The organism is Campylobacter sp. RKI_CA19_01121 (genome assembly GCF_025771295.1).
Taxonomy (GTDB): domain Bacteria; phylum Campylobacterota; class Campylobacteria; order Campylobacterales; family Campylobacteraceae; genus Campylobacter_D.
Window position 1 is genome coordinate 25,439 of the sequence record NZ_JAKMQA010000010.1, and the last position, 26,147, is coordinate 51,585.

The 26,147-nt window shown below is 29.8% G+C and carries 28 protein-coding genes and 1 pseudogene; 11 read left to right on the top strand and 18 right to left on the bottom strand.

What is annotated here, in order from left to right; all coding sequences use genetic code 11:
• Positions 1–9: 9 nt before the first annotated feature.
• From L8T90_RS06330 to L8T90_RS06340, 3 genes are read right to left on the bottom strand one after another with little or no spacing between them, the layout of a single operon-like run.
• Positions 10–567 carry an SCO family protein gene (locus L8T90_RS06330; RefSeq protein ID WP_263703067.1) on the bottom strand — a complete coding sequence of 186 codons (558 nt, stop codon included), beginning with the start codon at positions 565–567 and terminating at the stop codon, positions 10–12.
• A gap of 3 nt (positions 568–570) precedes the next feature.
• Positions 571–1,017: a hypothetical protein gene (locus tag L8T90_RS06335; protein WP_263683239.1), complete on the bottom strand. Its 447-nt coding sequence runs from the start codon at positions 1,015–1,017 to the stop codon at positions 571–573.
• A complete protein-coding gene (locus tag L8T90_RS06340; protein WP_039668649.1) occupies positions 1,017–1,436 on the bottom strand; it encodes a copper chaperone PCu(A)C in 420 nt (139 codons plus the stop codon). Before L8T90_RS06340 ends, L8T90_RS06335 begins: the two co-directional genes overlap by 1 nt.
• A gap of 110 nt (positions 1,437–1,546) precedes the next feature.
• On the opposite strand from L8T90_RS06340, the gene L8T90_RS06345 reads away from it, so the two are divergent.
• Genes L8T90_RS06345 through L8T90_RS06355 form a run of 3 tightly spaced genes read left to right on the top strand, consistent with a single transcriptional unit; the run spans position 1,547 to position 3,787 of the window.
• The gene (locus tag L8T90_RS06345; RefSeq protein ID WP_412175004.1) at positions 1,547–2,533 is read left to right on the top strand and encodes a L,D-transpeptidase family protein; all 987 of its coding nucleotides are present in this window, start codon (positions 1,547–1,549) and stop codon (positions 2,531–2,533) included.
• A complete protein-coding gene (locus L8T90_RS06350) occupies positions 2,533–3,540 on the top strand; it encodes an alanine racemase (RefSeq protein ID WP_263737026.1) in 1,008 nt (335 codons plus the stop codon). The genes L8T90_RS06345 and L8T90_RS06350 overlap by 1 nt, the downstream gene beginning before the upstream one ends.
• A 37-nt stretch (positions 3,541–3,577) precedes the next feature.
• Positions 3,578–3,787: a hypothetical protein gene (locus tag L8T90_RS06355; protein ID WP_012661838.1), complete on the top strand. Its 210-nt coding sequence runs from the start codon at positions 3,578–3,580 to the stop codon at positions 3,785–3,787.
• Positions 3,788–3,790: 3 nt separating this feature from the next.
• On the opposite strand, the gene L8T90_RS06360 is transcribed toward L8T90_RS06355, so the two are convergent.
• Genes L8T90_RS06360 through hemB form a run of 4 tightly spaced genes read right to left on the bottom strand, consistent with a single transcriptional unit; the run spans position 3,791 to position 7,871 of the window.
• A complete protein-coding gene (locus L8T90_RS06360) occupies positions 3,791–5,059 on the bottom strand; it encodes a (Fe-S)-binding protein (protein WP_263737027.1) in 1,269 nt (422 codons plus the stop codon).
• A 1-nt stretch (position 5,060) separates the two neighbouring features.
• The gene (hemN, locus tag L8T90_RS06365; protein WP_263737028.1) at positions 5,061–6,416 is read right to left on the bottom strand and encodes an oxygen-independent coproporphyrinogen III oxidase; all 1,356 of its coding nucleotides are present in this window, start codon (positions 6,414–6,416) and stop codon (positions 5,061–5,063) included.
• On the bottom strand, positions 6,403–6,888 hold the full coding sequence (locus tag L8T90_RS06370) for a DUF2603 domain-containing protein (protein ID WP_257397313.1): 486 nt from the start codon (positions 6,886–6,888) through the stop codon (positions 6,403–6,405). The genes hemN and L8T90_RS06370 overlap by 14 nt, the downstream gene beginning before the upstream one ends.
• A gap of 2 nt (positions 6,889–6,890) precedes the next feature.
• Positions 6,891–7,871, bottom strand: a complete 981-nt coding sequence (gene hemB / locus L8T90_RS06375) for a porphobilinogen synthase (protein ID WP_263664193.1) — start codon at positions 7,869–7,871, stop codon at positions 6,891–6,893.
• 69 nt (positions 7,872–7,940) lie between these two features.
• On the opposite strand from hemB, the gene ribA reads away from it, so the two are divergent.
• Genes ribA through L8T90_RS06390 form a run of 3 tightly spaced genes read left to right on the top strand, consistent with a single transcriptional unit; the run spans position 7,941 to position 9,447 of the window.
• Entirely contained in the window at positions 7,941–8,501 is a 561-nt protein-coding gene (gene ribA, locus L8T90_RS06380) for a GTP cyclohydrolase II (RefSeq protein WP_263679656.1), read from the top strand.
• Positions 8,502–8,503: 2 nt separating this feature from the next.
• The gene (gene rsmG, locus L8T90_RS06385) at positions 8,504–9,091 is read left to right on the top strand and encodes a 16S rRNA (guanine(527)-N(7))-methyltransferase RsmG (RefSeq protein WP_412175005.1); all 588 of its coding nucleotides are present in this window, start codon (positions 8,504–8,506) and stop codon (positions 9,089–9,091) included.
• Positions 9,085–9,447 (top strand): hypothetical protein, encoded by a 363-nt coding sequence (locus L8T90_RS06390; RefSeq protein ID WP_263664190.1) that lies wholly within the window; start codon positions 9,085–9,087, stop codon positions 9,445–9,447. The genes rsmG and L8T90_RS06390 overlap by 7 nt, the downstream gene beginning before the upstream one ends.
• A gap of 30 nt (positions 9,448–9,477) precedes the next feature.
• Here L8T90_RS06390 and L8T90_RS07945 read toward each other — a convergent pair whose 3' ends face one another.
• The 3 genes and pseudogenes from L8T90_RS07945 to L8T90_RS06400 all read right to left on the bottom strand — a co-directional run bounded on the left by L8T90_RS07945 (position 9,478) and on the right by L8T90_RS06400 (position 12,005).
• On the bottom strand, positions 9,478–10,440 hold the full coding sequence (locus L8T90_RS07945) for a methyl-accepting chemotaxis protein (protein ID WP_412175006.1): 963 nt from the start codon (positions 10,438–10,440) through the stop codon (positions 9,478–9,480).
• 306 nt (positions 10,441–10,746) lie between these two features.
• Positions 10,747–11,457 (bottom strand): annotated as a pseudogene (locus tag L8T90_RS07950) (cache domain-containing protein); the annotation flags it as partial.
• A gap of 95 nt (positions 11,458–11,552) precedes the next feature.
• Positions 11,553–12,005, bottom strand: a complete 453-nt coding sequence (locus tag L8T90_RS06400) for a low molecular weight protein-tyrosine-phosphatase (protein WP_263703117.1) — start codon at positions 12,003–12,005, stop codon at positions 11,553–11,555.
• Between the two features lie 206 nt (positions 12,006–12,211).
• On the opposite strand from L8T90_RS06400, the gene thiD reads away from it, so the two are divergent.
• The 4 genes from thiD to L8T90_RS06420 are packed head-to-tail and all read left to right on the top strand — an operon-like array spanning position 12,212 to position 15,054.
• Positions 12,212–13,021, top strand: coding sequence for a bifunctional hydroxymethylpyrimidine kinase/phosphomethylpyrimidine kinase (gene thiD, locus L8T90_RS06405; RefSeq protein ID WP_263679696.1), 810 nt, complete (start codon positions 12,212–12,214; stop codon positions 13,019–13,021).
• Between the two features lie 2 nt (positions 13,022–13,023).
• Positions 13,024–13,803 carry a hydroxyethylthiazole kinase gene (gene thiM, locus L8T90_RS06410; RefSeq protein ID WP_263728224.1) on the top strand — a complete coding sequence of 260 codons (780 nt, stop codon included), beginning with the start codon at positions 13,024–13,026 and terminating at the stop codon, positions 13,801–13,803.
• Positions 13,790–14,416, top strand: a complete 627-nt coding sequence (gene thiE, locus L8T90_RS06415) for a thiamine phosphate synthase (protein ID WP_263728223.1) — start codon at positions 13,790–13,792, stop codon at positions 14,414–14,416. Before thiM ends, thiE begins: the two co-directional genes overlap by 14 nt.
• Positions 14,413–15,054 (top strand): uroporphyrinogen-III synthase, encoded by a 642-nt coding sequence (locus L8T90_RS06420; RefSeq protein ID WP_318529940.1) that lies wholly within the window; start codon positions 14,413–14,415, stop codon positions 15,052–15,054. The genes thiE and L8T90_RS06420 overlap by 4 nt, the downstream gene beginning before the upstream one ends.
• Here the strand turns inward: L8T90_RS06420 and L8T90_RS06425 are convergent.
• On the bottom strand, positions 15,035–16,363 hold the full coding sequence (locus L8T90_RS06425; RefSeq protein WP_318529537.1) for an MATE family efflux transporter: 1,329 nt from the start codon (positions 16,361–16,363) through the stop codon (positions 15,035–15,037). The two genes, L8T90_RS06420 and L8T90_RS06425, sit on opposite strands and share 20 nt — an antisense overlap.
• 269 nt (positions 16,364–16,632) lie before the next feature.
• On the opposite strand from L8T90_RS06425, the gene L8T90_RS06430 reads away from it, so the two are divergent.
• Positions 16,633–17,253, top strand: coding sequence for a hypothetical protein (locus L8T90_RS06430; protein ID WP_263664244.1), 621 nt, complete (start codon positions 16,633–16,635; stop codon positions 17,251–17,253).
• Between the two features lie 29 nt (positions 17,254–17,282).
• On the opposite strand, the gene lepA is transcribed toward L8T90_RS06430, so the two are convergent.
• Genes lepA through L8T90_RS06465 form a run of 7 tightly spaced genes read right to left on the bottom strand, consistent with a single transcriptional unit; the run spans position 17,283 to position 26,132 of the window.
• Positions 17,283–19,073, bottom strand: coding sequence for a translation elongation factor 4 (lepA, locus tag L8T90_RS06435; RefSeq protein WP_263737032.1), 1,791 nt, complete (start codon positions 19,071–19,073; stop codon positions 17,283–17,285).
• Between the two features lie 9 nt (positions 19,074–19,082).
• A complete protein-coding gene (locus tag L8T90_RS06440; protein WP_263664243.1) occupies positions 19,083–19,508 on the bottom strand; it encodes a hypothetical protein in 426 nt (141 codons plus the stop codon).
• A gap of 11 nt (positions 19,509–19,519) precedes the next feature.
• Positions 19,520–22,750: a c-type cytochrome biogenesis protein CcsB gene (ccsB, locus tag L8T90_RS06445; RefSeq protein ID WP_263737033.1), complete on the bottom strand. Its 3,231-nt coding sequence runs from the start codon at positions 22,748–22,750 to the stop codon at positions 19,520–19,522.
• Between the two features lie 3 nt (positions 22,751–22,753).
• Positions 22,754–23,449: a high-affinity branched-chain amino acid transporter, ATP-binding protein gene (locus L8T90_RS06450; RefSeq protein ID WP_039618807.1), complete on the bottom strand. Its 696-nt coding sequence runs from the start codon at positions 23,447–23,449 to the stop codon at positions 22,754–22,756.
• Positions 23,436–24,206, bottom strand: a complete 771-nt coding sequence (locus L8T90_RS06455; protein WP_263737034.1) for an ABC transporter ATP-binding protein — start codon at positions 24,204–24,206, stop codon at positions 23,436–23,438. Before L8T90_RS06455 ends, L8T90_RS06450 begins: the two co-directional genes overlap by 14 nt.
• On the bottom strand, positions 24,203–25,234 hold the full coding sequence (locus L8T90_RS06460) for a branched-chain amino acid ABC transporter permease (RefSeq protein ID WP_263728217.1): 1,032 nt from the start codon (positions 25,232–25,234) through the stop codon (positions 24,203–24,205). The genes L8T90_RS06455 and L8T90_RS06460 overlap by 4 nt, the downstream gene beginning before the upstream one ends.
• A gap of 1 nt (position 25,235) precedes the next feature.
• Positions 25,236–26,132, bottom strand: a complete 897-nt coding sequence (locus L8T90_RS06465; protein WP_263683266.1) for a branched-chain amino acid ABC transporter permease — start codon at positions 26,130–26,132, stop codon at positions 25,236–25,238.
• Positions 26,133–26,147: the final 15 nt, after the last annotated feature.

Here is a 26,147-nt window from a genome sequence, read left to right on the forward strand (position 1 = left end):
TGTAAAAGTTTATTCGTTTAAGAATTTTTGAATTTCGTTAAAAAAGCTTTCATAACTAATATCTTTTATGGTTTTAATAAATTTTCCATTCTCATCGATCAGATAAAATTCACCACTATGCGCTATAGAATATCCCATAGCAGAATCTTTAAGATTGATTTTTTCATATACCACACCATAATTTTTAGTAACTTTTTCTAATTCTTTTTCATCTTTAGCAACTAAAGCGGTAGAATTTGGATAAAAATATTTTACCCATTGACTAGTTTGAGTTAGATTGCTATCTCTTGCTGGATCTAGTGAGATAAACACCACATGAGCTTTTTCTTTATTTGGCATTTTTTCTAAAACATTGGCAATTAAGGCAAGTTCACTAGGGCAAACATCAGGACAATATGTATAACCAAAATATACAATCAATTTTTTACCGATAAAATCTTTTAAACTAAGCATGCCTTTTTCAGAATTTAAGTGAAAATTGTATTTGTTATTTTCAAAATATTGCACTGATATAAAAAACACCCCAAAAATTACCACAATTAATAAAAAAATATTTATTTTTTTCATACTTTACCTTTTTACATCAAAGTCAAAATAAAAATCTAGTGGAGTTTCATCATCAAAAAGCTCTATTCTAAAACGCATCACATCTAGTGTACAAGAACTTAAAACTAATTTAGCATGATAAGTGTTGTTGATTTTTTTAAATTGTGGAACAATATCTCCCATATACATATTAAGTCCATAAACTCTAGCGTTTAGTTTTTTAAACTCACCTAAATTAGTGATATTTAAATCAAGTTCATTTAGTGTAGTTATAGGCTTTGGATTTAAATTTATCAAGATTTTTTTATCTTTAAAATTATACTCACACTCTTGGATGTTTAGATCGCATGCTAAAGGCGTTAGAGTGGTGATTAACTCTCTTTTTTTCCCAGAATTTGTTGAATTAGTATAAAAATAAGCCCCGCATATAGCAAAGATTATAGCTAGGGCAAAGATAAGTAGATTTTTCATTATTTTTTAATACTTCTTGACTTAATATCTTTTAGTTCAATTGTGCTATTATCATCAAAATAAAGTGTTAAATTAGCTTTGGTTTGAGGTGTGATATTTTCTTTAAGATTTAGTATCATAATATGCATGCCACCTGGCTTAAGTTCAGCGCTTGAATTGGCTTTTATGGTAATTTGAGGGATTTGCACCATCATTTTTTTACCATTTTCCATGATATGATCGTGAATTTCAGTTGTATCACTTAATGAGCTTTGAGCTTTTATTAGTTTTATATCTTTATCAGAGTTGTTTTTAAGTTCCAAAAAAATTGCTGTTGTTTTAGAATTTGGCGGAGTTTGTCTAACATAAGGATCATTTATAGTGATTTCATTTGCAATAGCAAAGGTGCTTAATATAGCTAAACTAAGTAATTTTTTCATTATCATTCCTTTATATTTTTTAGTCAATCATAAACATTATACACGGAAAAAATTAAAAATATATTTATTGTAAAAATATTATAATTATCTCTTTGTTGTTTTAAATTTTAATAGAAAGGTATAAATTGTTTAAAACTATATTAGTATTATTTAGTCTGGTTGTATTTGTAAATGCAAGCGATCTTGCAAAAATTTATTTAAATCAAGGTATTGATGCAGTTGAAAAGGTGTTAGAGCAAGAATTAAGCAAGAAAGATTTTTGGCTTGATGAGATAAAAGATAAAAATGTTAGTCTTGGTTACTATGAAGAAAATGTGGCTATTGTATTGACTAATAAAAGCGACAAAATCATTAGAGTTTATCATTATAATGATGGAAAAGTAGAAAAGAAATTTATTCAAAAAGATGTTTTAACTGGTTTGGCTGGAGATAAAGAAATAGAAGGGGATTTAAAAACTCCTATAGGTTTTTATGAGCTTGGAAAGAAATTTTATCCTGGTGACCCATATTATGGACCATTTGCTTTTGCGACAACTTATCCAAACGTTTTAGATAAAACTTTAGGTAAAACAGGTGGTGGAATTTGGATTCATGGATATCCTTTAGATGGAACGCGTTTGGATACTTATAAAACTAGAGGCTGCATTGCTGTACAAAATGATTTACTAGAAGATTTTAATAAATTAGTCGCTGATAGAAAATCATATGCAATGACAGAAGAAAAAAATAAAGTAAGAACAAACCATGAAGAAGTTGCTATTTTGTTAGCAAATTTATTTGTTTGGAAAGACAGTTGGCAAAAAAGTGACATTGACAAATACTTATCTTTTTATGATCAAAAAATATTCAAACATAAAAATAAATTTTCATATGAGCAGTTTGCAAAAAACAAACAAAGAATTTTTGCTAAAAAAGAAGAAAAAACTATTAAATTTTCAGATCTTAGCATAAGTCCTTATCCAAATGAAAAAAATGAGAAGATTTTTAGAATAGGATTTTATGAAGATTATCGTAGTACTAATTATAAATTCAAAGGAGAAAAAGTTCTTTATGTTAAGCTAGTTGAAGATAAAATGCAAATTTTAGCTGAACAATAATGGCTTATATAAAAATCGATCGCTTAGCTTATGAGTATAATCTTAACCTAATAGCCTCTAAGGCTGGAGGTTATGAAAAAGTAATTTGTGTTTTTAAAGATAATGCTTATGGTCATGGAGCTAAACTTTTAGCTCCTATAGCTAGAGCAAAAGGTATAAATTTTATAGCCGTAAAAAATGAAGCTGAAGCAAAAGAGCTTGAAAATATTTTTGATAATATCTTAATTTTATCTCATCAACCACATGGTAATGAAAGTGAAAAATTTATTTATGCATTAAATGCAAAAAATGACATAAAAAAGCTTAAAAAAAATACAAAAATTCATTTAGTCATAGATACAAACATGCATAGAAATGGAATTTTGCTTGAAGAAATTCAAGAAGTGATGCAAGGGTTAAAAAGTAATAATTTGATACTTCATGGAGTGATGATGCATTTTGCAGGAAGTGATGAAGTAGATGCAAGTTATTTTGTGCAAAAACAAAAATTTCAATACGCTAAAAAGTTAATTTATAATTTATTACAAGAAGAGGCTAAGAACTTAGTATTTCATTCTCATAATTCTGAAGCTTTATTTAGAGCAAATACTTTAGAAGATGATGAGTATTGTAGAGTAGGGCTTGTACAGTTTGGTTATGCGCATTTTAATAAAGACTTGCGTAGGGTTTTGAGTTTATGGGCTGAAAAATTAAGCCAAAGAGTGTTAAAAAAAGGTCAAAGTGTTGGTTATGGTGGAATGTATAGTGCAAAAGAAGATATCGAAATAGCAACTTATGATTTAGGTTATGCTGATGGGCTTTTGCGTTATGATGGTAAAAAAGATTTTTTTCTTCCTAATGGTAAAAAAATACTTGGAAAAATGTCTATGGATAGCTTTTCTTGCGAGAATGATAGTGAGGTAATTTGTGTTATGAATGATGCAAATGTTATGGCCAACTTTTTTAATACTATTAATTATGAAATTTTAGTAAAACTTTCTCCAAATTTAAAAAGAATTGTAATTTAAGATAAAAAGTACTAATATATCTAAAGAAAGGATAAATATGGCATTTTTAAATTGGGCTATTTTAATTTTATTTTTATTTATAGTGTTTTTGCTGATTAATCGTTATGAAAGAAAAATAAAGATTTTGCATAAAAATATAGAGATTTTAAAAAATGAATGCAAGAAAAATAGTGAAAACATAGAACAAAATAGAATTTTAATAGAAAAAAATAGATCAAACATTGAAGATATTAAACATCAAGATTAGTTTTCAATCTTGAAGTGTTTTAGCTATAAGTTCTAATGGGTGTAAAAATCTTGTGGAAATTTTTTCATGCTCTAATGCATTTGAAATTTGCATTCTACAAGCTGAGCACTCTGCACTAATGATTTCTACATTACTTTTTTGTATGTTTTGAGCTTTTTTTATGCCAACTTGCAAAGCTTTTTCATAATGATCAGTTTGCATGCTAACTCCACCAAAACCACAGCACTCATTTGACTTGATAAGTTCTTTAAAAGCATAATTTTGCTTTAGTAAAGCTCTTGGTTCTTTAAAAACCCCTTGCATTTTTCTTGCATGGCAAGGATCATGATATGCGATTTTTGTATTTGTTTTTTTCTTTGTTTTTAAAAGTTCTTCTAAATTAGTGTATTCATAAAAATATTTTGTTGCAAGTAGTATTTTACTGGAAATATTTTTAGCTCTTATTGCCCATTCTTCATCATTTTGCATATGGAAAAAATGTTCATAGTCTATATTAATCATCGCAGAGCAGGTCGCTTCTGGGATAATGATATAATCTAGTGTTTTTAATTTTTCCTCAAAATAAATGATATTTTTTTTAGCTAATTTTTCTACGCTGTTAAAATCTCCGGTAAAATAATGAGGAGCACCACAACAAGATTGATTTTTTAATAAATCTACATTAATTTTAAGATGTTTACAAATTTCAAGCAAGGCAAAACCTGTATTAGTGTAGGAATAATTAGATAAACAACCTATAAAAAGTCCTATAGTTTTTTCGCCTTGATTGTTTATAAAATCAGGATTAGAGGCTAAAAAACTTTTCTTAGCTAAAGAAGGCAATAAGCGGTCTTTTTTGATTAATGGTAGGCTAAATTTAGCTTTCATTCCTAAATTTTTATGTTGCAAGCTAAAAGCACAACTTTGAAAAACATAGCCTAATCTTGCTAAGATATCTAAAATCTTTCTGTGTCTTAAAAAAAAGAAAGCAAGCTTTTTATACCATGCTATGCCAAATTTTTGAGCTATATCAAAGCGCGCTTTTTCAATAGCACTATCTACTCTTAAATGACTTGGACAAACTTCAACGCAATTTGTGCATAAAAAACATGATTCGAAAGTTTTTTTAAGATTTTTATCAAGTTCTAGTTCTTGATTTTTATAAGCACTAATTAAATCCAAAAAACCACGAGGAGAAGTGCTCTCATCGCGGTTTATCTCGTGTATAGTACAAACTGGTATGCATTTGCCACATTTTACGCAAGCATTAGAAATTTCATTAACATTTAGCATATTAAACCGTTTTAGAAAATACTTTTTTGTCTTCGCTAATGCGTTTTAAATATTTATCAAAACACATAGCAATATTACGTATTAAAAGTACTCCTGTTTCATTAACCTTGATATGGTTTTTATCTATAGTGACAAATTCGCCAAGTTCTTCAAGTTCTTTTAAATCTTGTTTAAAATATTCAAAAAAATCAATCTTAAATTTATTTTCTATATTTTTTATATTAAGTGCAAAATTACTCATAAGTTCCATAATAACAGCTTTTCTTAATTCATCATCATCATCAAGCATAATACCTTTTTCACAAGGTAATCTACCTTCATCAATAGCTTTTTCATAACTTGGCATGTCTTTGAAATTTTGCATATAATGTCTTTGTCCTTCGCCTATACTTGTTAAGCCAATGCCAATTAAATCAGTTCCACCTTTTGTAGTATAGCCTTGGAAATTTCTATGCAAGCTACCATTTTCTAAAGCTTTAAAAAGTTCATCTTGTGGTTTTGCAAAATGATCCATTCCTATCATTTTATAACCATTTTGAGTTAAAAATTTTTCACAGTATTCTAAAATCTGAAGTTTTACATCAGGGCTTGGTAATGTGCTTTCATCAAATTTTCTCATATTTTTTTTAAGCCAAGGCACATGTGCATAGTTAAAAATAGCAAAACGATCAGGATTGATTAGTAATGCTTTTTCTAAAGTTTGCTTAAAACTTTCTAGGCTTTGATAAGGAAGGCCATAAATTAAGTCCATATTTACTGAGTTAATTCCCTTTTTTCTTACCATATCTACTGCATTTTTGGTTAATTCAAAAGGTTGAATTCTATGAATTTCCTTTTGAACCTTTTCATCAAAATCTTGCACGCCAAAACTGATACGGTTAAAACCATTTTGAATCAAAACATCAGCTTGTTCTTCATTTAAAAATCTAGGATCAATCTCACAGCTTACTTCACTATCTTGGGTAAAATTTGGAAAAACACTTTTAATTTTTAAAATCAAACTTTGCAATTGTTTAGCGCAAAAGAAAGTAGGGGTGCCACCACCAAAATGCATTTGAGCTACTTCTCTTTGGGTGTTGATGATATTTGCTAAAAGATCAAGCTCTTTAAAAAGATAGTTTAAATATCTTTCTTTGCTTTCTTCTTTAGCAGTATATATTACATTACAACCACAAAAATAGCAAGCGCTTCTACAAAAAGGCAAATGAAAATACAAAGACAATTGTGCTTTTTGATCTTTTAAAATTTGTATATAATCTTCATATTTAAACTGAGTGTTAAATTCCACTGCAGTAGGATAAGATGTATATCTTGGGCCTGCTTTGGAGTATTTAACAAAGCTTTTATAATCTTTCATTTGGTTTTACCTTTTGCATCATTTCTTTCATATTAATAAACAAATTAGGATGTTTAGCATGAATATTGCTAATTAGTTGATCTAAATCAATATTTACTTCTTTTACGCCTTTGGCAACTTGATGTTTAATCTCATCCATAGCAACCGTCCAAACATCGTTAAAATCAATAGGAATTTGTTGATAAATAGCCTTTTCTAATTTGAGTTCAAAATTATCTTTTTGCACCTCTTTGGCATTTTGTAAAAACTCAATTAGGGTTTTTACTGAAAACATAGTTTTAACTTCGCCATTTTCATCTACTATAAACCATGGTTCAGGTGCTAATTCATGGCCATTTTTTAAGCTTAATTTTTTTTCTTTTTCGTTTATATGAGTTAGATGAAATATGGTTTGATTGTGTTTTTCTATACCCAAATAATTTGATAATTCATTAATGATATCTTGAGAACTTTTTTTACTTAGACTATCCAATCTTACTCCTTGTTTAATAATTTTGCAATTTCTTTTGCATGATAAGTTATGATAAGCTTAGCTCCTGCTCTTTTGAAAGCAAGCATAGTTTCAAGCACTATTTTTTCATAGTCAATCACACCTGCTTTTTGACCTGCTTTTAATAAAGCATATTCACCACTTACATTATATACACAAAGTGGAAGTTTGGAATGATTTGCTATATCTTTAACTACATCTAAATACGCAAGTGCTGGTTTAACCATCAAAATATCAGCACCTTGTTTTTCATCTTCTAAGCTCTCGCATAAGGCTTCTTTACCATTAGCAAAATCCATTTGATAGGTTTTTCTATCCCCATAGCTTGGCGCAGAATCAGCCACATCTCTAAAAGGTCCATAATAAGCTGAGGCAAATTTAGTAGAATAAGCCATAATAGGTAAATTCTCAAAACCATTTTCATCTAAAGTTTTTCTTAAAGTTTCAATAATGCCATCCATCATACCGCTTGGTGCTATCATATCAGCGCCATTTTTGGCATGAATTAGAGCTTGTTTGGCTGAAATTTCTAAAGTTAAATCATTATCCACACTTTTGCTTTTTGGATCAATAATACCACAATGACCATGATCAGTATACTCACAAAAACAAAGATCGGTAATCACTACTAAATTAGGAAATTTTGCCTTAATAGCTCTTAGACTTGTAGCAATCAAACCATCATCGCTCAATGCATCACTTCCACAGCTATCTTTTTTAGAACTTTCTAGCACACCAAATAAAATAATAGCTTTAATGCCAAGACTAATTAGTTCTTCGCATTCTTTTAAAATTTCATCTAAGCTCATTTGAAACACACCTGGCATAGATGCGATTTCATTTTTAATATTAGTACCATTTACAACAAAAAGGGGGTAGATTAAATCATCTAAATTTAAAGTATTTTCTTTTACTAGACTTCTAATATTCTCATTTAGTCTTAATCTTCTAAAGCGTTTAAACATAAATTTCCTTTTTGTTTGTTAAAATTGCTTAAATTCTAGCATATTTTTTGTAAAAAGGTGAAGAAAATAATGACTATTCAAATTTCTGAAATAGCAAAACTTCCCACTCGTTTTGGAGAATTTAATATACAAAGTTTTAAAGAAAATGACAAAGAACATCTTTGTATTTTTAAAGGAAAATTAGAAAAAGAAGTTAATATTAGAATCCATTCAGAATGTTTAACAGGTGATGTTTTAGGAAGTTTAAAATGTGATTGCGGTGAGCAACTTGACTTTTCATTAAAATATATCCAAGAGCATGGTGGTATGGTGATTTATCTAAGACAGGAAGGAAGAGGTATAGGACTTTTTAATAAAATTAATGCTTATGCTTTACAAGATAAGGGTTTTAATACTATAGAGGCAAATCATCAATTAGGATTTAAAGCAGATGAGCGTAGTTATGAAATAGTAGATTTTATACTTAAACATTATCAGATTACTAAGATTAATCTTTTGACTAATAATCCTGAAAAACTTAGCTCTTTAAAAGGGAAAGTAAATTTAAGAATTCCTATTTTAATTGAAGCAAATCGTTTTAATAAAGATTATTTGGAAATTAAACATACGCAAATGGGGCATTTAAATTGAAAATTTATGAAGAGCAATTAAATTTTTTAAAAGATTTTGCAAATAAAGATGATTTTTACCAAAGAATCGCGCTTTATAAAGAGTTGTTAAAAAAATTTAATGCTGTGCATAATCTAACTCATCTTGAAAACATAGACGACAATATTATTGATAGTATAAAAATTTTAGACTATTGTGATTTGATTGATAAAAAAAGGGTTGTTGATGTTGGAAGTGGGGCTGGTTTTCCTGCAATATTTTTAGCATGTATTTTGGAAAATAGTAATTTTTTTCTATTTGAACCCAGTGTTAAAAAGGCTTCTTTTTTAAGAGTGATTAAAACTGAGCTTAATTTGATAAATATAAATATCATAAAAGAAAAATTACAAAATCATCCACCTTTCAAAGTAGATTTAATCACATCAAGGGCTTTGATGGATATAAAACCTTTGATTGAAATTTCAAATGGTTTTTATGATGAAAAAACTTCATTTTTGCTTTATAAAGGTAGCGAGGTTTATGATGAACTACAAGGAATGAAAGATTATAAAATTTTCAACCGCGGTTTTAGAAATTATTGTCTTTTAAAAGTAAAGGAAAAGCTATGTTAATTTTTGGACATCCTTTGATAAATATGCAAAAATTTAGTCATTATGAAAATATTTTTATTAAAACCAATGTGAATTGTTTTGAATATGATGAATCAGTTATTAAAAATGCAAAAGATGAAAAAGTAGATTTTGGTATTTTTGTTAAAAACGAAGAAGAAATTTTACTTTCTAATGCATTGGGTGCAAAATACATTTTAATAAAAGATGAAAATTTGGCAAAAATTGCATCAAAGATGGCCGAGTTTTATATGTTTGATTCTAAAATTTTATTTTTGCTTGATACTTTAAAAAATAACCTGAAAAAAGCTTATGAATTAAATGTAGATGGAGTTTGCTTAAAATCCTTCATCAACTAAACTAAACCCATTAAGGGTTTAGTTAATTATTTAAAACTTTTTCTTTCTAGCATCCTCTAAGATATCACTAGCTATTTTATTTACATTATCAGCTACTATAGCACTATCATTAGCTATTTTTAAATTCTCTTGAGTTACATGATCAATTTGAGCTACAGCATCATTTATTTGAGTAATACCTGTAGTTTGCTCTTTAATACTTTCACCCATTTCATTAATAGATTGAACTAAGATATTAGTATTAGCTTCTATTTCACCTAAAGACTTTTGAGTTCTTTCAGCTAGATTTCTAACTTCATCAGCAACAACAGCAAAGCCACGTCCATGTTCACCAGCACGTGCTGCTTCAATAGCTGCATTTAATGCAAGTAGGTTAATTTGATCAGCAATATCTCCAATAATAGAAGTAACATTTTTAATCTCTTCACTTTGAGCAATTACTTCACTAGTTTTATGAGATACATTTTGCATAGAAGAAGTAATCTCTTCTAATGCTGCTGCTGTTTCTTCTAAAGAAGAAGCTTGGCTTGATGAAGAATCAGTTAAGTTCTTAACAGCACTTTGTAATTTACCACTTTCACTAGCAAGTAAGTTAGCAAATTCAGATGATTGTCTTAGCATAGCTACTATTTCTTGACCTAAAGCATTTGCTGTTACTTCAACCCCACCTTTAGCATTAGCAACTTCTGTTGTAAAGTCTAAGGCTTTATAGCTATCAAATACTCTATTAATTTCATTCATATTAGAACCAACTTTTTGTTCTAATACAGCAAGCATTTCATTAAGATAATTTTTAAGTTCAAGCAATTGAGGGTGTGCTGGCATAGCAGTGATTCTTGCTGCTAAATTGCCACCTTCAACCTCTCTAACGGTTTCTACTGATTGTTCTACTGCTTTAGCATCTTGTTCTAATGCATTTTTAGTTTTAGTGATGTTTTCATTAATGGCTTTTGCTATTACTCCAAATTCATCGTTACTTTTAACATCTATCATAGCAGAATCTTTAGTTTTATGATTGATAAAGTCAAAGAAAGAACTAAGACCATTTTGTATAGCTTGTAAAGGTGATAGATAATAAGAGATGATGAAATAAAGTAAAACAATACTTATAATACTTGTAAAAATAACAATAATAGTTTGAATGTAAGCTATTTTTAGTGCAGGGGTTTCTATTACCTCTACATCTTCACCAGCACAAGTTGTATAACCATCAATTTTTACACAAATACCAAATCTATCGCCACCATTTTGAGTAGTATAATTAAAAATGTTATAATCTCCAGCATTTTCATAAGCTTTAGCTACTGTAACTATATCTGGATTTTGCTCTCCGCCAACTAATGATTTATCAGTTGATGCAAATACAGTATATGCATGATCAAATACAAAAGTTCTTCCTGGTAATTCGTTAAATTTTTCTTGTAAGTCTTTAACTAAAACATCAATTGCTAATACCCCTATAAATTTACCATCTTTAATTAAGGGCATAGCATAGGTAAAACATGGCAATCCTGTTGTTGCATCAATATAAGCTGCTGTGATATATAAACCATTTTTCTTTCTAGCTTCTATATAAAATTCTCTTGTGGTAGCATCATAATTGTCAGCTTTTCCATAAATTCCATAGTCTAATCCTTTACTATCACTATCTGGATCGCTTACTATTAATTCTCCATTTGATTGAGCTATATAGACAGCCAAATAGCTGTTTATATCTCTAACGGTTTTAAGTAAATCACCTGTGTTTTCCATAAGCTTTTCTTGGGTATTAAGTTCGTTATATGGAAGTCTTAAAATAGCTTGAGAAAGTTGCTCTAAAGAATGAGTATGGAGACTTTTAAAATCTCTCATTGATTTTTCTGCAACTTTTACATAGTTAGTTTCAGCCTTAACCACCTCATGATTTAAAGCTTTTTTTGTAAAAATAAAGCTAATAATTCCAAGTACTATCAAACAGATGATAGCTATAATATTAGCAATTAATGAAATTTTTAATTTAATACTTTTCATTAAATAACCTCCTTTTTTTATTTGCAATGTTGAAATTTGGTTTTATTATAACATTAAAATCAAAAATGTACAAATATTATCTAAATGATAAATTTTTATATTAATGTTTTTAAGAGTTTAGAGCATGCTTGCGAGAGTATAGTATAAGTCTCATTAAAATCTCCGCTATACCAAGGATCAGGAACTTCATCATATCCTAATTCTAAAGCATAAGAAGTGATTTTGTGAATTTTGTGTTTAAAATTTGGAAAATTTTTAACTACATCATTATAATTAGAATTATCCATAACGATAATAAGATCATTTTCTTCACACATTTTTAAGCTTAGCTTTTGACTGCAAAATGGCTTGGAGTTGATATTTTTACTATTTAACATGGCTTTGGTTTTATAGTGCATATCCTCTCCATCATGATAACCTGAAGTGCCTGCGCTAGAAACAATAAATTTATCGTTTAAATTTGCTTTTATTAAAAGATCTTTCATAATAAATTCAGCCATAGGGGAACGACAAATATTCCCTAAGCAAACAAAAATAATTTTAGTCATTTTTTCCTCAAAAATTGTGTAGTTTTTTCAAAATTATAGCAGTATTTCAAAATATTTTTTAAGATTAATTAAAACTAAGATATAATTTTTCATTAATGGGGAGCTTTTGCTGAGAGGAAGTTAGACTTCGACCCTTGAGAAGTTTGGTAATGCGAACTTTGAATTCTTGCAAAAACTTTCCTTTTTTATAAAAAAGGATAAAAATGATACAAGCAAAAACAAAAACTAAAATTCCTATCTTAACTATAGCAGGAAGTGATTGTAGCGGTGGGGCTGGCATACAAGCTGATTTAAAAACTTTCAGCGCTCATGATTTATTTGGTATGAGTGTAGTTTTAAGCGTTGTGGCTGAAAATACTGCAAGAGTGATTTCTTGTTTTGATATACCCACCAAGATAATAGATGAACAAATGCTAGCAGTTTATGAAGACATAGAGCCAGCTGCTGTGAAAATTGGAATGCTAGGTTCAAAAGAAATTATAACTTGTGTAAAAGAAAATTTATTACGCTTTAAAGCCAAAAATGTAGTGATTGATCCTGTGATGTTTGCAAAAAATGGCTATGCTTTAATGCCTTTGGAAAATTGTCAGTTTTTTAAAGATGAAATTTTATCTTTAGCTGATGTACTTACGCCAAATATACCTGAGGCTGAATTTTTATGTGATTTTAAAATACTTAATGAAGAGGATATGAAAAAAGCTGCTATAAAGCTTTTCAAAGAAGGTGCAAAAAGTGTTTTGATTAAAGGTGGGCATAGTAAAGATAATACTAATGATGTTTTTTATGACGGAAAGAAATTTAGTATTTTTAAAGCAGAAAAAATCAACACAAAAAACACACATGGTACAGGTTGTACATTAAGTTCAGCTATAGCTAGTAATCTTGCCTTAGGTAAAGAAAAGCATGAAGCTATAAAGCTTGCTAAAGATTATGTATATGGGGCTATATTAAATTCCTTAGCACTTGGAAAAGGTTGTGGTCCAACAAATCATTTTTATCAATTTGATAAGGAATAAAAATGATTAAAATAGTAAGAGAAAAAAATCCTTTGATTCATCATATTACTAATTATGTTACAGCTAATGATTGTGCGAATGTAACTATAGCAATGGGAGCAAGTGCTGCTATGGCTGATTTTTATGAAGAACAAACTGATTTTGCTAAAATAAGCTCAGCTTTAGTATTAAATACAGGCACTATTAACCAGCTTGTAGCAAATTCTATGTTAAAAGCAACCAAAGAATATGCTTTATTAAATAAACCTATAGTTTTTGATCCTGTTGCTTTGGGTGTGAGTAAGGCAAGAGATGGGATTAATTTTGAATTGCTTAATCTAAAAGGTATTAGTATTGTTAAAGCAAATGCATCTGAAATGGCTAGTGTTATAGGTTTAGATGGTAAAGCAAGAGGGGTTGATAGTACTTTTGTAATTAATGATGAGTTTTTAGAAAAAGCTAGAGAATACTCATATAAAACTAAGCGTGTTTTAGCTATAACTGGAAAAATTGATTATATTATAAATCAAGAGCATATTGCTAAAATTTATAATGGCTCAATCATGGCTACTAAAATAACTGGAGCAGGTTGTATGTGCGCTTCTTTGTGTGGAGTTTTTGCAGGAGCATTGGAAGATAAATTTCAAGCTAGTTTATATGCTTTATTGAGTTTTGGTATAGCTAGTGAAATCGCTCAAGAACTTTCTAGTGGGAGTGGTAGTTTTAGAGTGAATTTAATCGATGCTTTAAGTAATTTAAATGATGAAGAAATTAAAAAAAGAGCTAAATATGAAATCATTTAAAATTTATCTTGTTGCAAGCAAGGGTGAGAAAAGTGAAAGTGAGTTTTTAAATATTTTAGAAGCTTCTTTGAAAGCCAAGATTGATATTTTACAACTTAGAGAAAAAAATCTTAGTACTTTAGAATTTTATAATCTTGCTTTAAAAGTTAAAACTTTGTGTGAAACATATAATACGCCTTTTGTGATAAATGATAGAATCGATATAGCCATGGCTGTGAATGCAAATGGAGTGCATATAGGACAAAAGGATATGCCTTTAAAAAAAGCAAGAGAACTTTTAGGCGAAGATAAAATCATAGGACTTACGATTAATCATAAAAGTGAGCTTGCCAACACTCAAAGCGCTACTTATCTTGGAGTAGGGGCTGTTTTTGCTACGCCTAGTAAGCAAGATTGTGTTGTACTTGGTATAGATGGATTAAAAGAAATTGCTAGTTTAAGTTCTTTACCTATTGTAGCTATAGGTGGGATAGATGAAACTAATTTAAATTTGCTTAAAGACTGTAATATACAAGGTATAGCTGTGGTTAGAGCAATAATGCAAGCAAGTGATCCTTATATGGCAACTTTAAATTTAAGATCAAGTTTTGATAAAACTTTTATAGGAAAATAATGATTTATTTTATAGGGGATAAAGAATTTGATGGCGTTAAGACTATAAGATTAAATGAAATCAAATTTCTTGATTTTGAAGTGAATTTAAAAGAATTTGATTGCTTGATCATTAGCTCTAAGAATGCACTCAAAGCATTAATGTCAAGTAAAAGTAAAATTAATTTTGATATTCAACTTTATGCTGTGGGGCAAAAAAGTGCTGATTTTGCAAAAGAACTTGGTTTTAAAAATATCAAATATCCCAGTAAAGCTTATGGTAAAAATTTAGCTAGCGAGTTTTTATCTGAGTTTAAAAATAAAAAATGTCTTTATTTAAGAGCTAAGAAAATTAGCTCAGGCCTTGATGAAGTTTTATTAAATGAAAATATCTCTTTAAAACAATTAATTGCTTATGAAAACGTAGCCATAGAGCCTAAAAAAGATGAGTTAAAAATACAACATCCTAGTGTTTTTATCTTTAGTGCTCCTTCAAGTATAGAGCAATTTTTGAAATTTTTTGCATTAAAAAACGAAGATAAAGTTGTAGTTATAGGTCAAAGTACAGCTTTAAAGCTCCATAATTTTAAAAATTTATATATATGTGAAAAGCAAGATCTAAACTCTTGTTTAAATTTGGCTAAGAGTTTAGATTTTTAAAAGTATTATATAGTAAAATTGAAGCAATAAAAATCATACAAATATCGCCAACTAAAGTAGCTAGCCAAACTCCATTAATCCCTAAAAATTGCGTTAGTATAGATAAAGATAAAAATGGAAAAATAAGACTTTGGGAAATAGAAATTCCTAAAGAAAGCAAAGGTTTATCAAGTGCTGTGAAAAATGAGGCGCAAAGTTTTCCAAACCAGGAAAATAAAAACGAAAAAGAAAAAAATATTAAGGCATTTTGTGCTATATGGATAAAATCTTGGTTGTTATCTTTGTTGAAAACATTTACTATAAGGTTATTGAAAAAATAAACAAATAAAAACACTATTGTACTTATACCCCAAGAAGCAAAAAACATTCTTTTAAAAATAGCTTGAATTCTTGCAATATTTTTGTGTCCATAATTATAACTTAACGCAGGTTGCATAGCATCGCACATGGCCAAAACTAGCATGAAAACAAAAGTACTAAGATATAAAATCACTGAAAATGCTGCAACAGCTGTACTTCCAGAAAGTTCAAGCAAGAAAGCATTGGCTAAGATGGTATAAAAAGAGCTAGAAATATTAGAAAAAAATTCAGATGAGCCATTATAAAGTATATTTTTTAGTATTTGTAGCTTGATTATTGGCTTTTTAAATTTTAAAACTAAATCTTTAAAAACAAAAGGTAATATCCCCAAAACGCTTCCTAAAAACATACCTATGCAAGTTGCTAAAGCTGCTGAAAAAAGTCCCCAATCAAAAACCACTATAAAAAGCCAATCAAGAAAAATATTACTCAAAGCAGTAACAACATTAACTACCATGCTATAAAAAGTTTTTCCGCATATTCTAAGATAATTATCCATAGCAAAAGCTAACATTGTAAAGGGAGCAAAAACAGCAAAAATTTGCATATATTCAGTAGATAAGCTTTGAATATTCTCATCAGCTCCCATAAAAGCACTTAATGCTTTTGCTAAAAAAAATCCTAAAATTCCCATTAAACAAGAAATTGCAAAAATAAGAACTATGCAAAAAGAAAAAATAGCCCTTGCTTTTTCAATTTTTCCTTTACCTAGATTAATTGCTATTTGCACTGATGAACCTATGGCTATCATATCAGCCAAAGCAAAGCTTATCATGATAAAAGGCATCATTAAATTCATAGCAGCAAGCGCGTCTGAACCTAGATATTTTCCAACAAAAATTCCATCAATAATCACATAAAGATAAATAAAAGCCATACTAGCCATATTTGGCAGGGCGCATTTTATAAATAGTTTGGTAGGATTTAATGTAGTGTAAAAATTATGTATTGACATAGGTTTTCCTTATTAAAAATTATTTTATTTAGATTATGCAGATAAAATAAATTTAATAAAGAGATTCTATACCTTCTATGATATCTTTAAAATACGGATCAACAATGATTATAAAAAAATCTCTAAAAAGCATTTATATCACCTAAATTTTAAAAATACAATAAATAAAAGAAATTATATTATAGTAGTGGTTATAAATTTCTTAATATAAAATTTAATAATTTTTATCCGATTTTTATAAACCCACAAAAAAAGGAGCAAGGATGCAAATAAATTCGTATTCACGTGTGGCAGTGGAGTCACAGATTAGCAATAGGAAGGCTGATTCGAATACTAAGCTTGAAGATGCCAATACTAAAAGCGCTAATAGCACAAAAGATATTGATGAGGATAAGCTTAGTAAGCTTGCTAGTATAGGCGGAAAAGGCATAACAGAACTTTATGCTATGAGTTTTATGCAACAAGCATTTAGCATGAGTTCATCTAATGGTCTATCTCAAGCTGGGATTTTTCAAGGAGCTCAGTCTAAGGATTCTTTAACGGCTATTTTATCAAATGTAGATTTTAAAGCTATAGGGTATGAAGGTAAAGATATACTTAGTTTAAATGCTGATGAGGCAAAAGAGCTTATTGGGGAAGATGGGTACTTTGGTGTAGCAAAAACATCTCAAAGATTGGCTGATTTTGTTATTAATGGAGCTGGTGATGATATGGAAAAACTTCAAAAAGGTTTAGAAGGTCTAAAAGCAGGATTTGCGCAAGCGGAAAAAATGTGGGGTGGCAAACTTCCTGATATCAGCTATGAAACAATTGATAAAGCTATTGAAAAAGTAACTCAAAAAATCAATGAATTGGGTGGAAATTCTTTAGATATCAATGCATAAATTTATATCCCTAGTTTTAAACTAGGGATTTAGTCTATTTTTAAAACGCTTAAAAATGCTTCTTGAGGTAAATGTACTTTGCCAATAGCTTTCATTCTTTTTTTACCTTCTTTTTGTTTTTCAAGAAGCTTTCTTTTTCTAGTAATATCCCCGCCATAGCATTTTGCAGTTACATTTTTACCCATAGATTTTACATTTTCTCTTGCGATGATTTTATTTCCAATGCTTGCTTGGATAGCAACTTCAAAAAGCTGTCTTGGGACGATTTCTTTCATCGCTTTTACTAGCTCCCTACCTTTGCTTAGTGCCTTTTCATTTGGCACTATGATGCTTAGTGCATCGACATTTTCACCGGCTACTTTAATATCAAGCTTTACAAGATCACCCACTCTAAATTCAATAGGCTCATAATCAAAACTAGCATAACCTTTGGTAAGTGATTTGAGTTTATCGTAAAAGTCCATAACGATTTCATTTAAAGGTATATCATACTCAAGTAAAACACGCTCAGGGGTGATATAATCCATCTTAACTTGCATACCACGTTTGCGATTTAAAAGAGTGATTAAATTTCCTAAATATTCGCTTGGGGTTATGATAGTTGCTTTTACATAAGGTTCTTTTATGTGATCGATTTTATTTACTGGAGGCAGCTCGCTTGGGTTTTGAATTTTTAAAACTTCTCCATCGGTTTGATAAATTTCATAAGTAACAGTTGGAGCAGTAGCAATCAAATCAAGGTTAAACTCACGCTCAAGTCTTTCTTTAATAACCTCCATATGTAAAAGACCTAAAAAACCAACTCTAAAACCAAACCCTAAAGCTAGCGATGTCTCAGGTTCATAGGTAATAGAACTATCATTGAGTTTTAATTTATCTAAAGCATCTCTTAAATCTTCAAATTTATCCGTTTCTATAGGATATAATCCTGCAAAAACAAAAGCTTTGGCTTTTTCAAAACCACCAATGGCTTCTTTTGCCTTATTTTTGGTTAGTGTTATGGTATCGCCTACTTGAACATCAGCAACATTTTTAAGTCCAAGCACGATAACACCTACTTCACCTGATTCTAATTTTTTGGTTTTTATAGGGCTTAATGGGTGAGGGTAAAAAAGATCTTGTACAAGATGTTTTTTATCTGTACTCATAACTAAAACTTCATCATTTTTAGCTATATTTCCCTCATAAATTCTAACTAAAGCTAAAGCTCCAAGATAATTATCAAACCAAGAATCATAAATTAAAGCTTTAGTAGGTGCTTCATCATCGGTTTTTGGCGCAGGAATTTTTATGATGATGGTTTCTATGAGTTCTTTTATACCTATACCTGTTTTTGCACTAACACAAATTGCATTTGAACAATCAATGCCTATAATATGTTCTATTTCGTGCTTAACTTTTTCTATATCAGCTGAAGGAAGATCTATTTTATTTATCACTGGTATGATTTCAAGATCGTTTTCTAAGGCTATATAAACATTGGCTATAGTTTGAGCTTCTACTCCTTGTGAAGCATCAACAACAAGCAAAGCTCCCTCGCAACTTGCCAAAGAGCGACTTACTTCATAGGAAAAATCAACATGACCTGGAGTGTCTATCAAATTTAATACATATTCTTCATTATTAAATTTATAATTTAAACGCACAGATTGAGCTTTTATAGTTATACCACGCTCTTTTTCTATATCCATAGTATCCATTACTTGGGCACTCATTTGTCTGTCACTAATTGCACCACATTCGCTAATAATTCTATCAGCTAGTGTACTTTTTCCATGATCAATATGAGCTATAATAGAGAAATTTCTAATATTTTTCATCAAAAAACCTTAAGATTGTCTCATTTTTCTTTTTGCTAAACCTATTTGCTCATAAGCATCTATTTCGTTTTTTAAAGTTTTATATCTTTTTTTTAATTCATTATTTAAAAACGAAATATTCTTAGGAGTGGCATTGGCATTTGCTGAAATAGCACTAATAAAATCAAGTTTTCTTTTAGTGGCGCTATCTTTTGGATTAGATCCTAATTTTTGTGAATTTAAAAACTGCAAAATCAAAGCTTGAATTTCTTGAGAATTTTTTGCATCATTAGCTTTAGATATAAAATCTTCAATGTTAATTATTTTTGGAGTTTTAGTGATATTTGATTTATTGGTGTTTTTATCTTTGTGTGTAAAAAATAAAACTAAAAGAATTCCAAGTATAATAACAATAACTAAAGCAATAATCAAAAATACAAAAAGAGAATTATTCATTTAAAACTTTCCTATAATTTTTTTGCATAAGATTTTTTGAAATAACTTGCTATGCTTAATGCCACCATAAATAAAAAGCCCCAATACACATAATCAGGAATTTTTACTGAATCTCCTGCTGCGTAAGAGTGCATACCAGTTAAAAAGTAATTTACTCCAAAATAAGTCATAATAATCACCCAGTATGCAAACATAGAGCAAACTGCAAAAGTGTATTGATTTGCCCATTTTGGCACCATTCTAATGTGTAAAATAGCCGCATAAACTAAAATACTAATTAAAGCCCAAGTTTCCTTGGAATCCCAACTCCAATATCTTCCCCAGCTTTCATTTGCCCATATAGCACCTAAGAAATTTCCAACTGTAAGTAAGCAAAGTCCTAAGATCATAGCCATTTCGTTGATTCTTGTTGCTTCTGTAATATTTCTTAAAATATTTTCATTATGTTTACCATTGATTTTTAGCATGCATAGTAAAACAAGTACAAATATACCTAATAATGCACATAGTCCTAAAAATCCATAGCTAGCAGTAATAACTGAAACATGTATAGTTAGCCAGTATGATTGCAACACAGGAACTAAGTTGGTAATTTGTGGATCCATTTGGCTAAGATGAGCTACACCTAAAGTAACCCCTGCTAAAATAGAAGTTAAAGAAAGTGCAATAGGGCTTTTTCTGGAAAAGAAAATTCCAGATAATGATAAAGCCCAAGCTATATAAACCATACTCTCATAAGCATTGCTCCATGGTGCGCGACCTGCTATATACCAACGCAAAGCCAAACCTAAAGTATGGATGAAAAATGCCACGATATTAAATACATAAACACATTTAAAAATAAAATCAATGCGTATTTTTGGCAGTAGCATCTTAACAAAAACTATAATTAAAAGCAAAAATCCAGCACAAAGATAAAGAGGGGTAAGATTTACAAAAATTTGACTTTTATTAAAAAAGATTTCTGTGCTAATTTTTTTAGCACTAGGCATAACTTCATGGCCGTATTTTTCTTGGTAATTTTTGATAGCATTTAAGTTTTTAGTTGCTTCATCCCAGTTATTATGTACAATGGAATTACTAACTGCATTAAAATAGTTTTCTAAAATACTTTTAACTTCTGCACCTTCTTCACCTTTTAATCCTATATAAGCTTCACGTGGTGCCACCCATTGATTATTTGTGCTATTTTGTAAAGGAATAAATCTAAAAATATCACCTGAGAAAATTAAATTTACAATATTAACCCTTTCATCAAGCTTGATGATTTCTTTATCAAAAACACTTCTGCGGTTTGGATTTTTTCTATTAGCATTTTCTACATATTTTTGTAGTTTATATGAATCTGTAGTGAAAAAATCTTTAAAACTAGTATAGGCTCTAGGCTCAATTTCTAAAATTTTAGAAATTTCTTCATTAACCAAACGACTGCTTGGCATAAAAATAATATCTTTATCATACCATGCACTACCATCAAAAATCATTGATATGATTGTTGCTTCAGCACTTTGTCCTTGGAAGGTCGTTGTTTTATGTATTTTTTCTAAAACTTCCATGGCTAAAGTATTAAAAGGAACCATTCTACCATCAGGCTTTTGCACTATCAAAGAAGCAAGTTCTTTAGCATGTGTTTCATCTACCTTGATGGGTTCATTTGCATAAGTATTTTGGCTTGCAAAAAAAACTAATATAAATGCCAATATCGCGCTTGTTCTTTTCAAGGTGTCTTGATTGATTAATTTAGCTAAAGTCCTAAATCTTGAATGAGGATTTAAAACATTTAAAAACATTCCCAGTGTGAGTAAAAAATATCCTATGTATGTAGGAATTTTACCTGGATCTTTATTGACTGAAAGTATGGTACCAAGTTCATCTTGATCATATGAGCTTTGGTAAAATCTATAACCTTCATAATCTAAAACATTATTCATGAAAATTTTATACTCTAGTTTCTTGTTAGCATTGTCAATTTCTACATAACTTGCATAAGACATAGGCGACATTGATCCAGGATAGCGTTCTAATTCAAAGTCTTTTAAGTACATTTCAAACGGCATTTCTATTCCTTTAGGGCCCCATCTTAAAAAGAAAGGTTGACCTGCTACATCAATGCGAATAGGTGAGTTGTATTCTACTAGGAAAACTTCTTTGGATTCTCCTTTGTAGTTTAGTTTTAATTTTAAAGCATTAATGGCATTATCTGAAAGTTGAGTTGGCATATATTTAGTGCTTTGAGCAAAATCTTTGAAGTTATTTAATAAAGAATTATTCCAGTATTTTGCCTCGCCAAATAAAGAAATCAAAGCATTGCGTCCTAGCTCTATCCAACTATTTTTAAACCAAGTAAAAAAACTTTCATCTTGGGCTTGATTGATACCTTCTAAGGTTTTTTTACCATGCAAAGAAGCAAATTTAACCACTAAATTAATATCATTAAAAGAATACAATCTTAAATCTTTAGCTTGTGCTTTTTGGTTTGCTTTTAAAATATTTTCTTTGCCATCACTCATTGACATGTATTTTAAATCAAAATCAGCACTAAGCTTTAATTCTTTATCGATTTTTATATAAGGACTTGGAACAGAGTCATTTAAAAATGCTATATTAACGCCACTGATATTTTCAATATCTCCTGCTTGAAAAAGCAATTCTTTGGATTCATTATTTTGTGAAAGCATTAAGGATAAAAGTGGAGCAGAATTGTTATCATCAATAAAAACTTCTTTTGCATCTAAGATTAAATTTTCATATGCAATTTGAGCTTTTTCATCAGGCAAGATTAAATCAAATGAAAAATCATTTACAAAAGGCAAGGTTGCGATATATTCAGATTTTGAAGCGCTATATACTTTATCATCTTTTAAGGTTGCTATGTAAATATAGCTTTTTGAAGTTTCAATGATATTGTTTTTTTCATTTTCTCTAATGTGCAAATTTCCCTCAAATCCCATATATCTAGTCATCGCTGAGCCTAGTAATATAAATAAAAATGAGATATGAAAGATTAAAAGTGGTATTTTTTTCTTATTAAACATTTTGTATTTAAAAAGAGCAGCTAAAAGATTAATCCCTAGTATGAGTTGTATAAAGCCAAACCAAGAAGAGCCATAGATCATCGCCCATGCTGTTGGTGTATTATAAGCACTTTCTATGAAAGTAGCTAGGGCGCAAAATAGGGCAAAAATTAAAAACAAAAAAATAGAAATTTTTATATCCCCAAAAGCTAAAAGTTGTTTTTTCATGAATTAAGCTCCAAGGTATTTTTTTCTAATCTCATCATTGCCGATAAGATCTTTTGCAGGTGCATGCATAGCAATTTTGCCATTTTCCAAAACATAAGCATAATCGCTGATTTTTAAAGCTGAAAATGCATTTTGCTCTACTAATAAAATGGTGATTCCTTCTTCTTTTAATTTGACTATAATATCAAAAACTTCTCCAACTATTTTTGGAGCAAGACCTAATGAAGGCTCATCAAGCATTAAAAGTTTTGGCTCACTCATAAGCGCTCTTGAGATAGCTAACATTTGAGCTTCTCCGCCACTTAGAGTTCCTGCAAGGGCATTTTTTTTATCTTTTAATCTTGGGAAAAGTCTATACATTTGATTTTTTAAATGCTCATAATTTTCTGCATTATTAAAAGCACCAATTTTTAAATTTTCCTCTATAGTAAGATTGATAAAAACTCTTCTTCCCTCAGGTACTAAAGCAATGCCTTTTTGAACTAGAGTGTGCGGTAAATGTCTTTGAGTGTCATAACCTAGAAAAGTTACCTCGCCAGTTTTTTTAACACAATTTAGCATAGCATTAAGTGTTGAGGTTTTTCCTGCGCCATTTGAGCCTATTAAGCTAACTATACTTCCTGTTTTTATAGTAAAATCAATACCTTTAACAGCTTCAATCAAACCATAATAAACATGTAAATCTTTAACTACTAGCATTAAAATCTCCCAAATATGCACTAATTACTTCAGGGTTTTGCACCGCATCGTTTGGTTTTCCCTCAAAAATAGTCTTACCATAATCAAGCACCATAACCCTATCACAAAGCTTATTTACAAATTTCATATCATGCTCTATAAGTAAAACACTAATTTTTTTATTATCTCTTATGTCAAAAATTAACTCAGCCAAATCATCACTTTCTGTAGAATTCATACCTGCTGCAGGCTCATCTAGCAATAAAAGTTTAGGGTTTGTTGCTAAAGCTCTTGCTATTTCAACTTTTCTTTGCTGACCATAGCTTAAACTAGTAGCTTTTTCATCAGCCAAATGAGCAATATTGAGTTGTTCTAAAATTTCATAAGCTGCTTTTTTTGCATTTTTTTCTGCTTTGGAAAATCTTCCAAGATGTAAAAAGGCTTCGAAAATATTATATTTAATACTTTGATCAAAACCAATCAATACATTTTCCAAAACACTCATGCTTGAAAAAAGTCTGATGTTTTGAAAAGTTCTTGCTATGCCTAGATGAACTATTTTGTGTGGTTTTAAATGATCAATTTTTTTTCCTAGAAAAAAGACTTCTCCGCTACTTGGCTTATAATTTCCTGTAATAATATTAAATAGCGTAGTTTTTCCTGCGCCATTTGGACCTATAAGCCCAAAAATTTCACTTTCTCTAATAGCAAAAGAAGTATTTGTTATAGCGTTAACTCCGCCAAAATTTTTATGAATTTCTTTAAGTTCTAAAATCATTTCTTCTTCCTTTTAGAAAACTTAAATAAAATATCTGTTAGTTCTTTATCGCCCATTATTCCTCTTCTTGCAAAAAGCATTACCAAGATCAATACAATGGAAAATACAACCATTCTAAGACCAGGCATAGCAGGGGTTTCATAACCAAAAATATTCATACTTTCATCTAAAAATCTTAAATACTCGCTTCCGCCTATTACTAAAATAGCCCCAATGATAGCACCAGTAGTTGAACCTAAGCCACCTAAAACAATGATGATTAAAAGTTGGAAGGTAAATAAAAAGTCAAATTGCTCAGGTGAAACTGAAGCTAGCGCACAAGCAAGCAAGCCTCCCCCAACACCTTCTAAAAACGCTGAAGTACTAAAGGCTAAGGTTTTAATATTAAAGGTGTTTATACCCATTGCTAGTGCCGCATCTTCATCATCTCTTACGGCTTTCATAGCTCTACCAAATTTTGAGCTAACAATATTTAAGATGATAACAACTGAAAATATAGCAATCCCACCACTCCAGTATAAAGTAGTGTGTTTAGGAATGTCGTTTAAGCCCAAAGAGCCATTTGTAACAGAAGCAAAGTTAATCGCCATAAGTTTAATGATAATACCAAAACCTAGTGTTACAATAGCTAAATAATCCCCTCTAACTCTAAATACTGCAAAAGCCAAAACTAAAGATAAAAGCATAGCACAAAGCCCAGCAGCAAGTAAAGCCACAATAAAACTTGGTGAATGTATCATCAAAATAAAGCTACTTGGATCTTCTAAAGAAAACTGGTCGATTTTGCTTTCACTTGTAAGTAATACTAAAGCTGCAACATAAGCTCCTATAGCTACAAAGCCATTTGGTTCTAGTGAAAATTGTCCTGTAACCCCGTTGATAAGATTATAGCTTACTGCTAAGATAACAAAAATAGCAATATTGCTTAAAATTCCTATTTTATAATCATTGAAAAAATAAGGAGATACAAAAAGAAAAGCAAGTGCTATGATAAAAAAACTTAAATGTGTAATTTTTCTTGCAACCATCTTAAAACCTACTTTTTTCAAAATTTATGCCCAAAATTCCAGTTGGTTTAAAAAGCAAAATCAATACTAAAAAGATAAACGCAAAAGCATCTTTAAAACCAGAAAGATCAGGGAAAATAGCAACTACAACAACTTCTGTAAATCCTATAATCAAACCACCTAATACCGCTCCAGCAACCGAACCAATACCACCTAAAACAGCAGCGCCAAATGCCTTAAGTCCTATAAGAGTTCCCATGCTAGGTTCAACAGAAGGATAACTAACAGCCCAAAAAATACCACCAATAGCGGCTAAAGCTGAGCCTAGTGCAAATACAATAGCGATAATACGATTTGCGTCAATTCCCATTAAATTTACAGTATGAATATCAAAAGCTAAAGCTCTAATAGCAATGCCATATTTGCTTTTATAAAGTATGAATAAAACCACTAATAGTATAAAAAATGTCAAAATAGGCACTAAAATACTATTAATGCTAATGCTGATATTATTAAAATTAATCACTGTTTCAAGATAATTTGGCACAGGAAAATATTTTGGGGTTGAACCAAATAAGACATTAAATACATTTTGTATTAAAAAGCTTATGCCTATAGCTGTAATAAGTAAAGAAATTCTAGGTGCTTTTCGTAAAGGTTTATAAGCTACTCTATCAATAGCTATACCTAAAGCTGCTGCAAATAACATAGCCAAAGAAAGAGCTCCTAGAAAAGGCACATTCATACTTGTGACACAAAATAAAGCTGAGTAAGCACCTACCATCATGATATCGCCATGTGCAAAATTAATCAATCTTAAAACACCATAGACCATTGTATAGCCTATAGCAATAAGTGCATACATGCTACCTAAGCTAAAACCATTTATAATTTGCTGTAAAATTAAAGAACTATCCATTGAACCTCTTAAAAT

Bases quoted from the DNA above. Each gene is read 5' to 3' on its own strand.
- L8T90_RS06460 (WP_263728217.1), bottom strand. From the start codon at position 25,234: ATGGTTGCAAGAAAAATTACACATTTAAGTTTTTTTATCATAGCACTT.
- ccsB (WP_263737033.1), bottom strand. From the start codon at position 22,750: ATGAAAAAACAACTTTTAGCTTTTGGGGATATAAAAATTTCTATTTTT.
- thiE (WP_263728223.1), top strand. From the start codon at position 13,790: ATGAAATCATTTAAAATTTATCTTGTTGCAAGCAAGGGTGAGAAAAGT.
- L8T90_RS06450 (WP_039618807.1), bottom strand. From the start codon at position 23,449: ATGCTAGTAGTTAAAGATTTACATGTTTATTATGGTTTGATTGAAGCT.
- L8T90_RS07945 (WP_412175006.1), bottom strand. From the start codon at position 10,440: ATGATAGATGTTAAAAGTAACGATGAATTTGGAGTAATAGCAAAAGCC.
- L8T90_RS06350 (WP_263737026.1), top strand. From the start codon at position 2,533: ATGGCTTATATAAAAATCGATCGCTTAGCTTATGAGTATAATCTTAAC.
- L8T90_RS06455 (WP_263737034.1), bottom strand. From the start codon at position 24,206: ATGATTTTAGAACTTAAAGAAATTCATAAAAATTTTGGCGGAGTTAAC.
- lepA (WP_263737032.1), bottom strand. From the start codon at position 19,073: ATGAAAAATATTAGAAATTTCTCTATTATAGCTCATATTGATCATGGA.
- hemN (WP_263737028.1), bottom strand. From the start codon at position 6,416: ATGAAAGATTATAAAAGCTTTGTTAAATACTCCAAAGCAGGCCCAAGA.
- thiM (WP_263728224.1), top strand. From the start codon at position 13,024: ATGATTAAAATAGTAAGAGAAAAAAATCCTTTGATTCATCATATTACT.
- L8T90_RS06360 (WP_263737027.1), bottom strand. From the start codon at position 5,059: ATGCTAAATGTTAATGAAATTTCTAATGCTTGCGTAAAATGTGGCAAA.
- L8T90_RS06340 (WP_039668649.1), bottom strand. From the start codon at position 1,436: ATGAAAAAATTACTTAGTTTAGCTATATTAAGCACCTTTGCTATTGCA.
- L8T90_RS06465 (WP_263683266.1), bottom strand. From the start codon at position 26,132: ATGGATAGTTCTTTAATTTTACAGCAAATTATAAATGGTTTTAGCTTA.
- L8T90_RS06335 (WP_263683239.1), bottom strand. From the start codon at position 1,017: ATGAAAAATCTACTTATCTTTGCCCTAGCTATAATCTTTGCTATATGC.
- L8T90_RS06400 (WP_263703117.1), bottom strand. From the start codon at position 12,005: ATGACTAAAATTATTTTTGTTTGCTTAGGGAATATTTGTCGTTCCCCT.
- L8T90_RS06390 (WP_263664190.1), top strand. From the start codon at position 9,085: ATGTTAATTTTTGGACATCCTTTGATAAATATGCAAAAATTTAGTCAT.
- L8T90_RS06430 (WP_263664244.1), top strand. From the start codon at position 16,633: ATGCAAATAAATTCGTATTCACGTGTGGCAGTGGAGTCACAGATTAGC.
- L8T90_RS06440 (WP_263664243.1), bottom strand. From the start codon at position 19,508: ATGAATAATTCTCTTTTTGTATTTTTGATTATTGCTTTAGTTATTGTT.
- L8T90_RS06355 (WP_012661838.1), top strand. From the start codon at position 3,578: ATGGCATTTTTAAATTGGGCTATTTTAATTTTATTTTTATTTATAGTG.
- hemB (WP_263664193.1), bottom strand. From the start codon at position 7,871: ATGTTTAAACGCTTTAGAAGATTAAGACTAAATGAGAATATTAGAAGT.
- L8T90_RS06330 (WP_263703067.1), bottom strand. From the start codon at position 567: ATGAAAAAAATAAATATTTTTTTATTAATTGTGGTAATTTTTGGGGTG.
- ribA (WP_263679656.1), top strand. From the start codon at position 7,941: ATGACTATTCAAATTTCTGAAATAGCAAAACTTCCCACTCGTTTTGGA.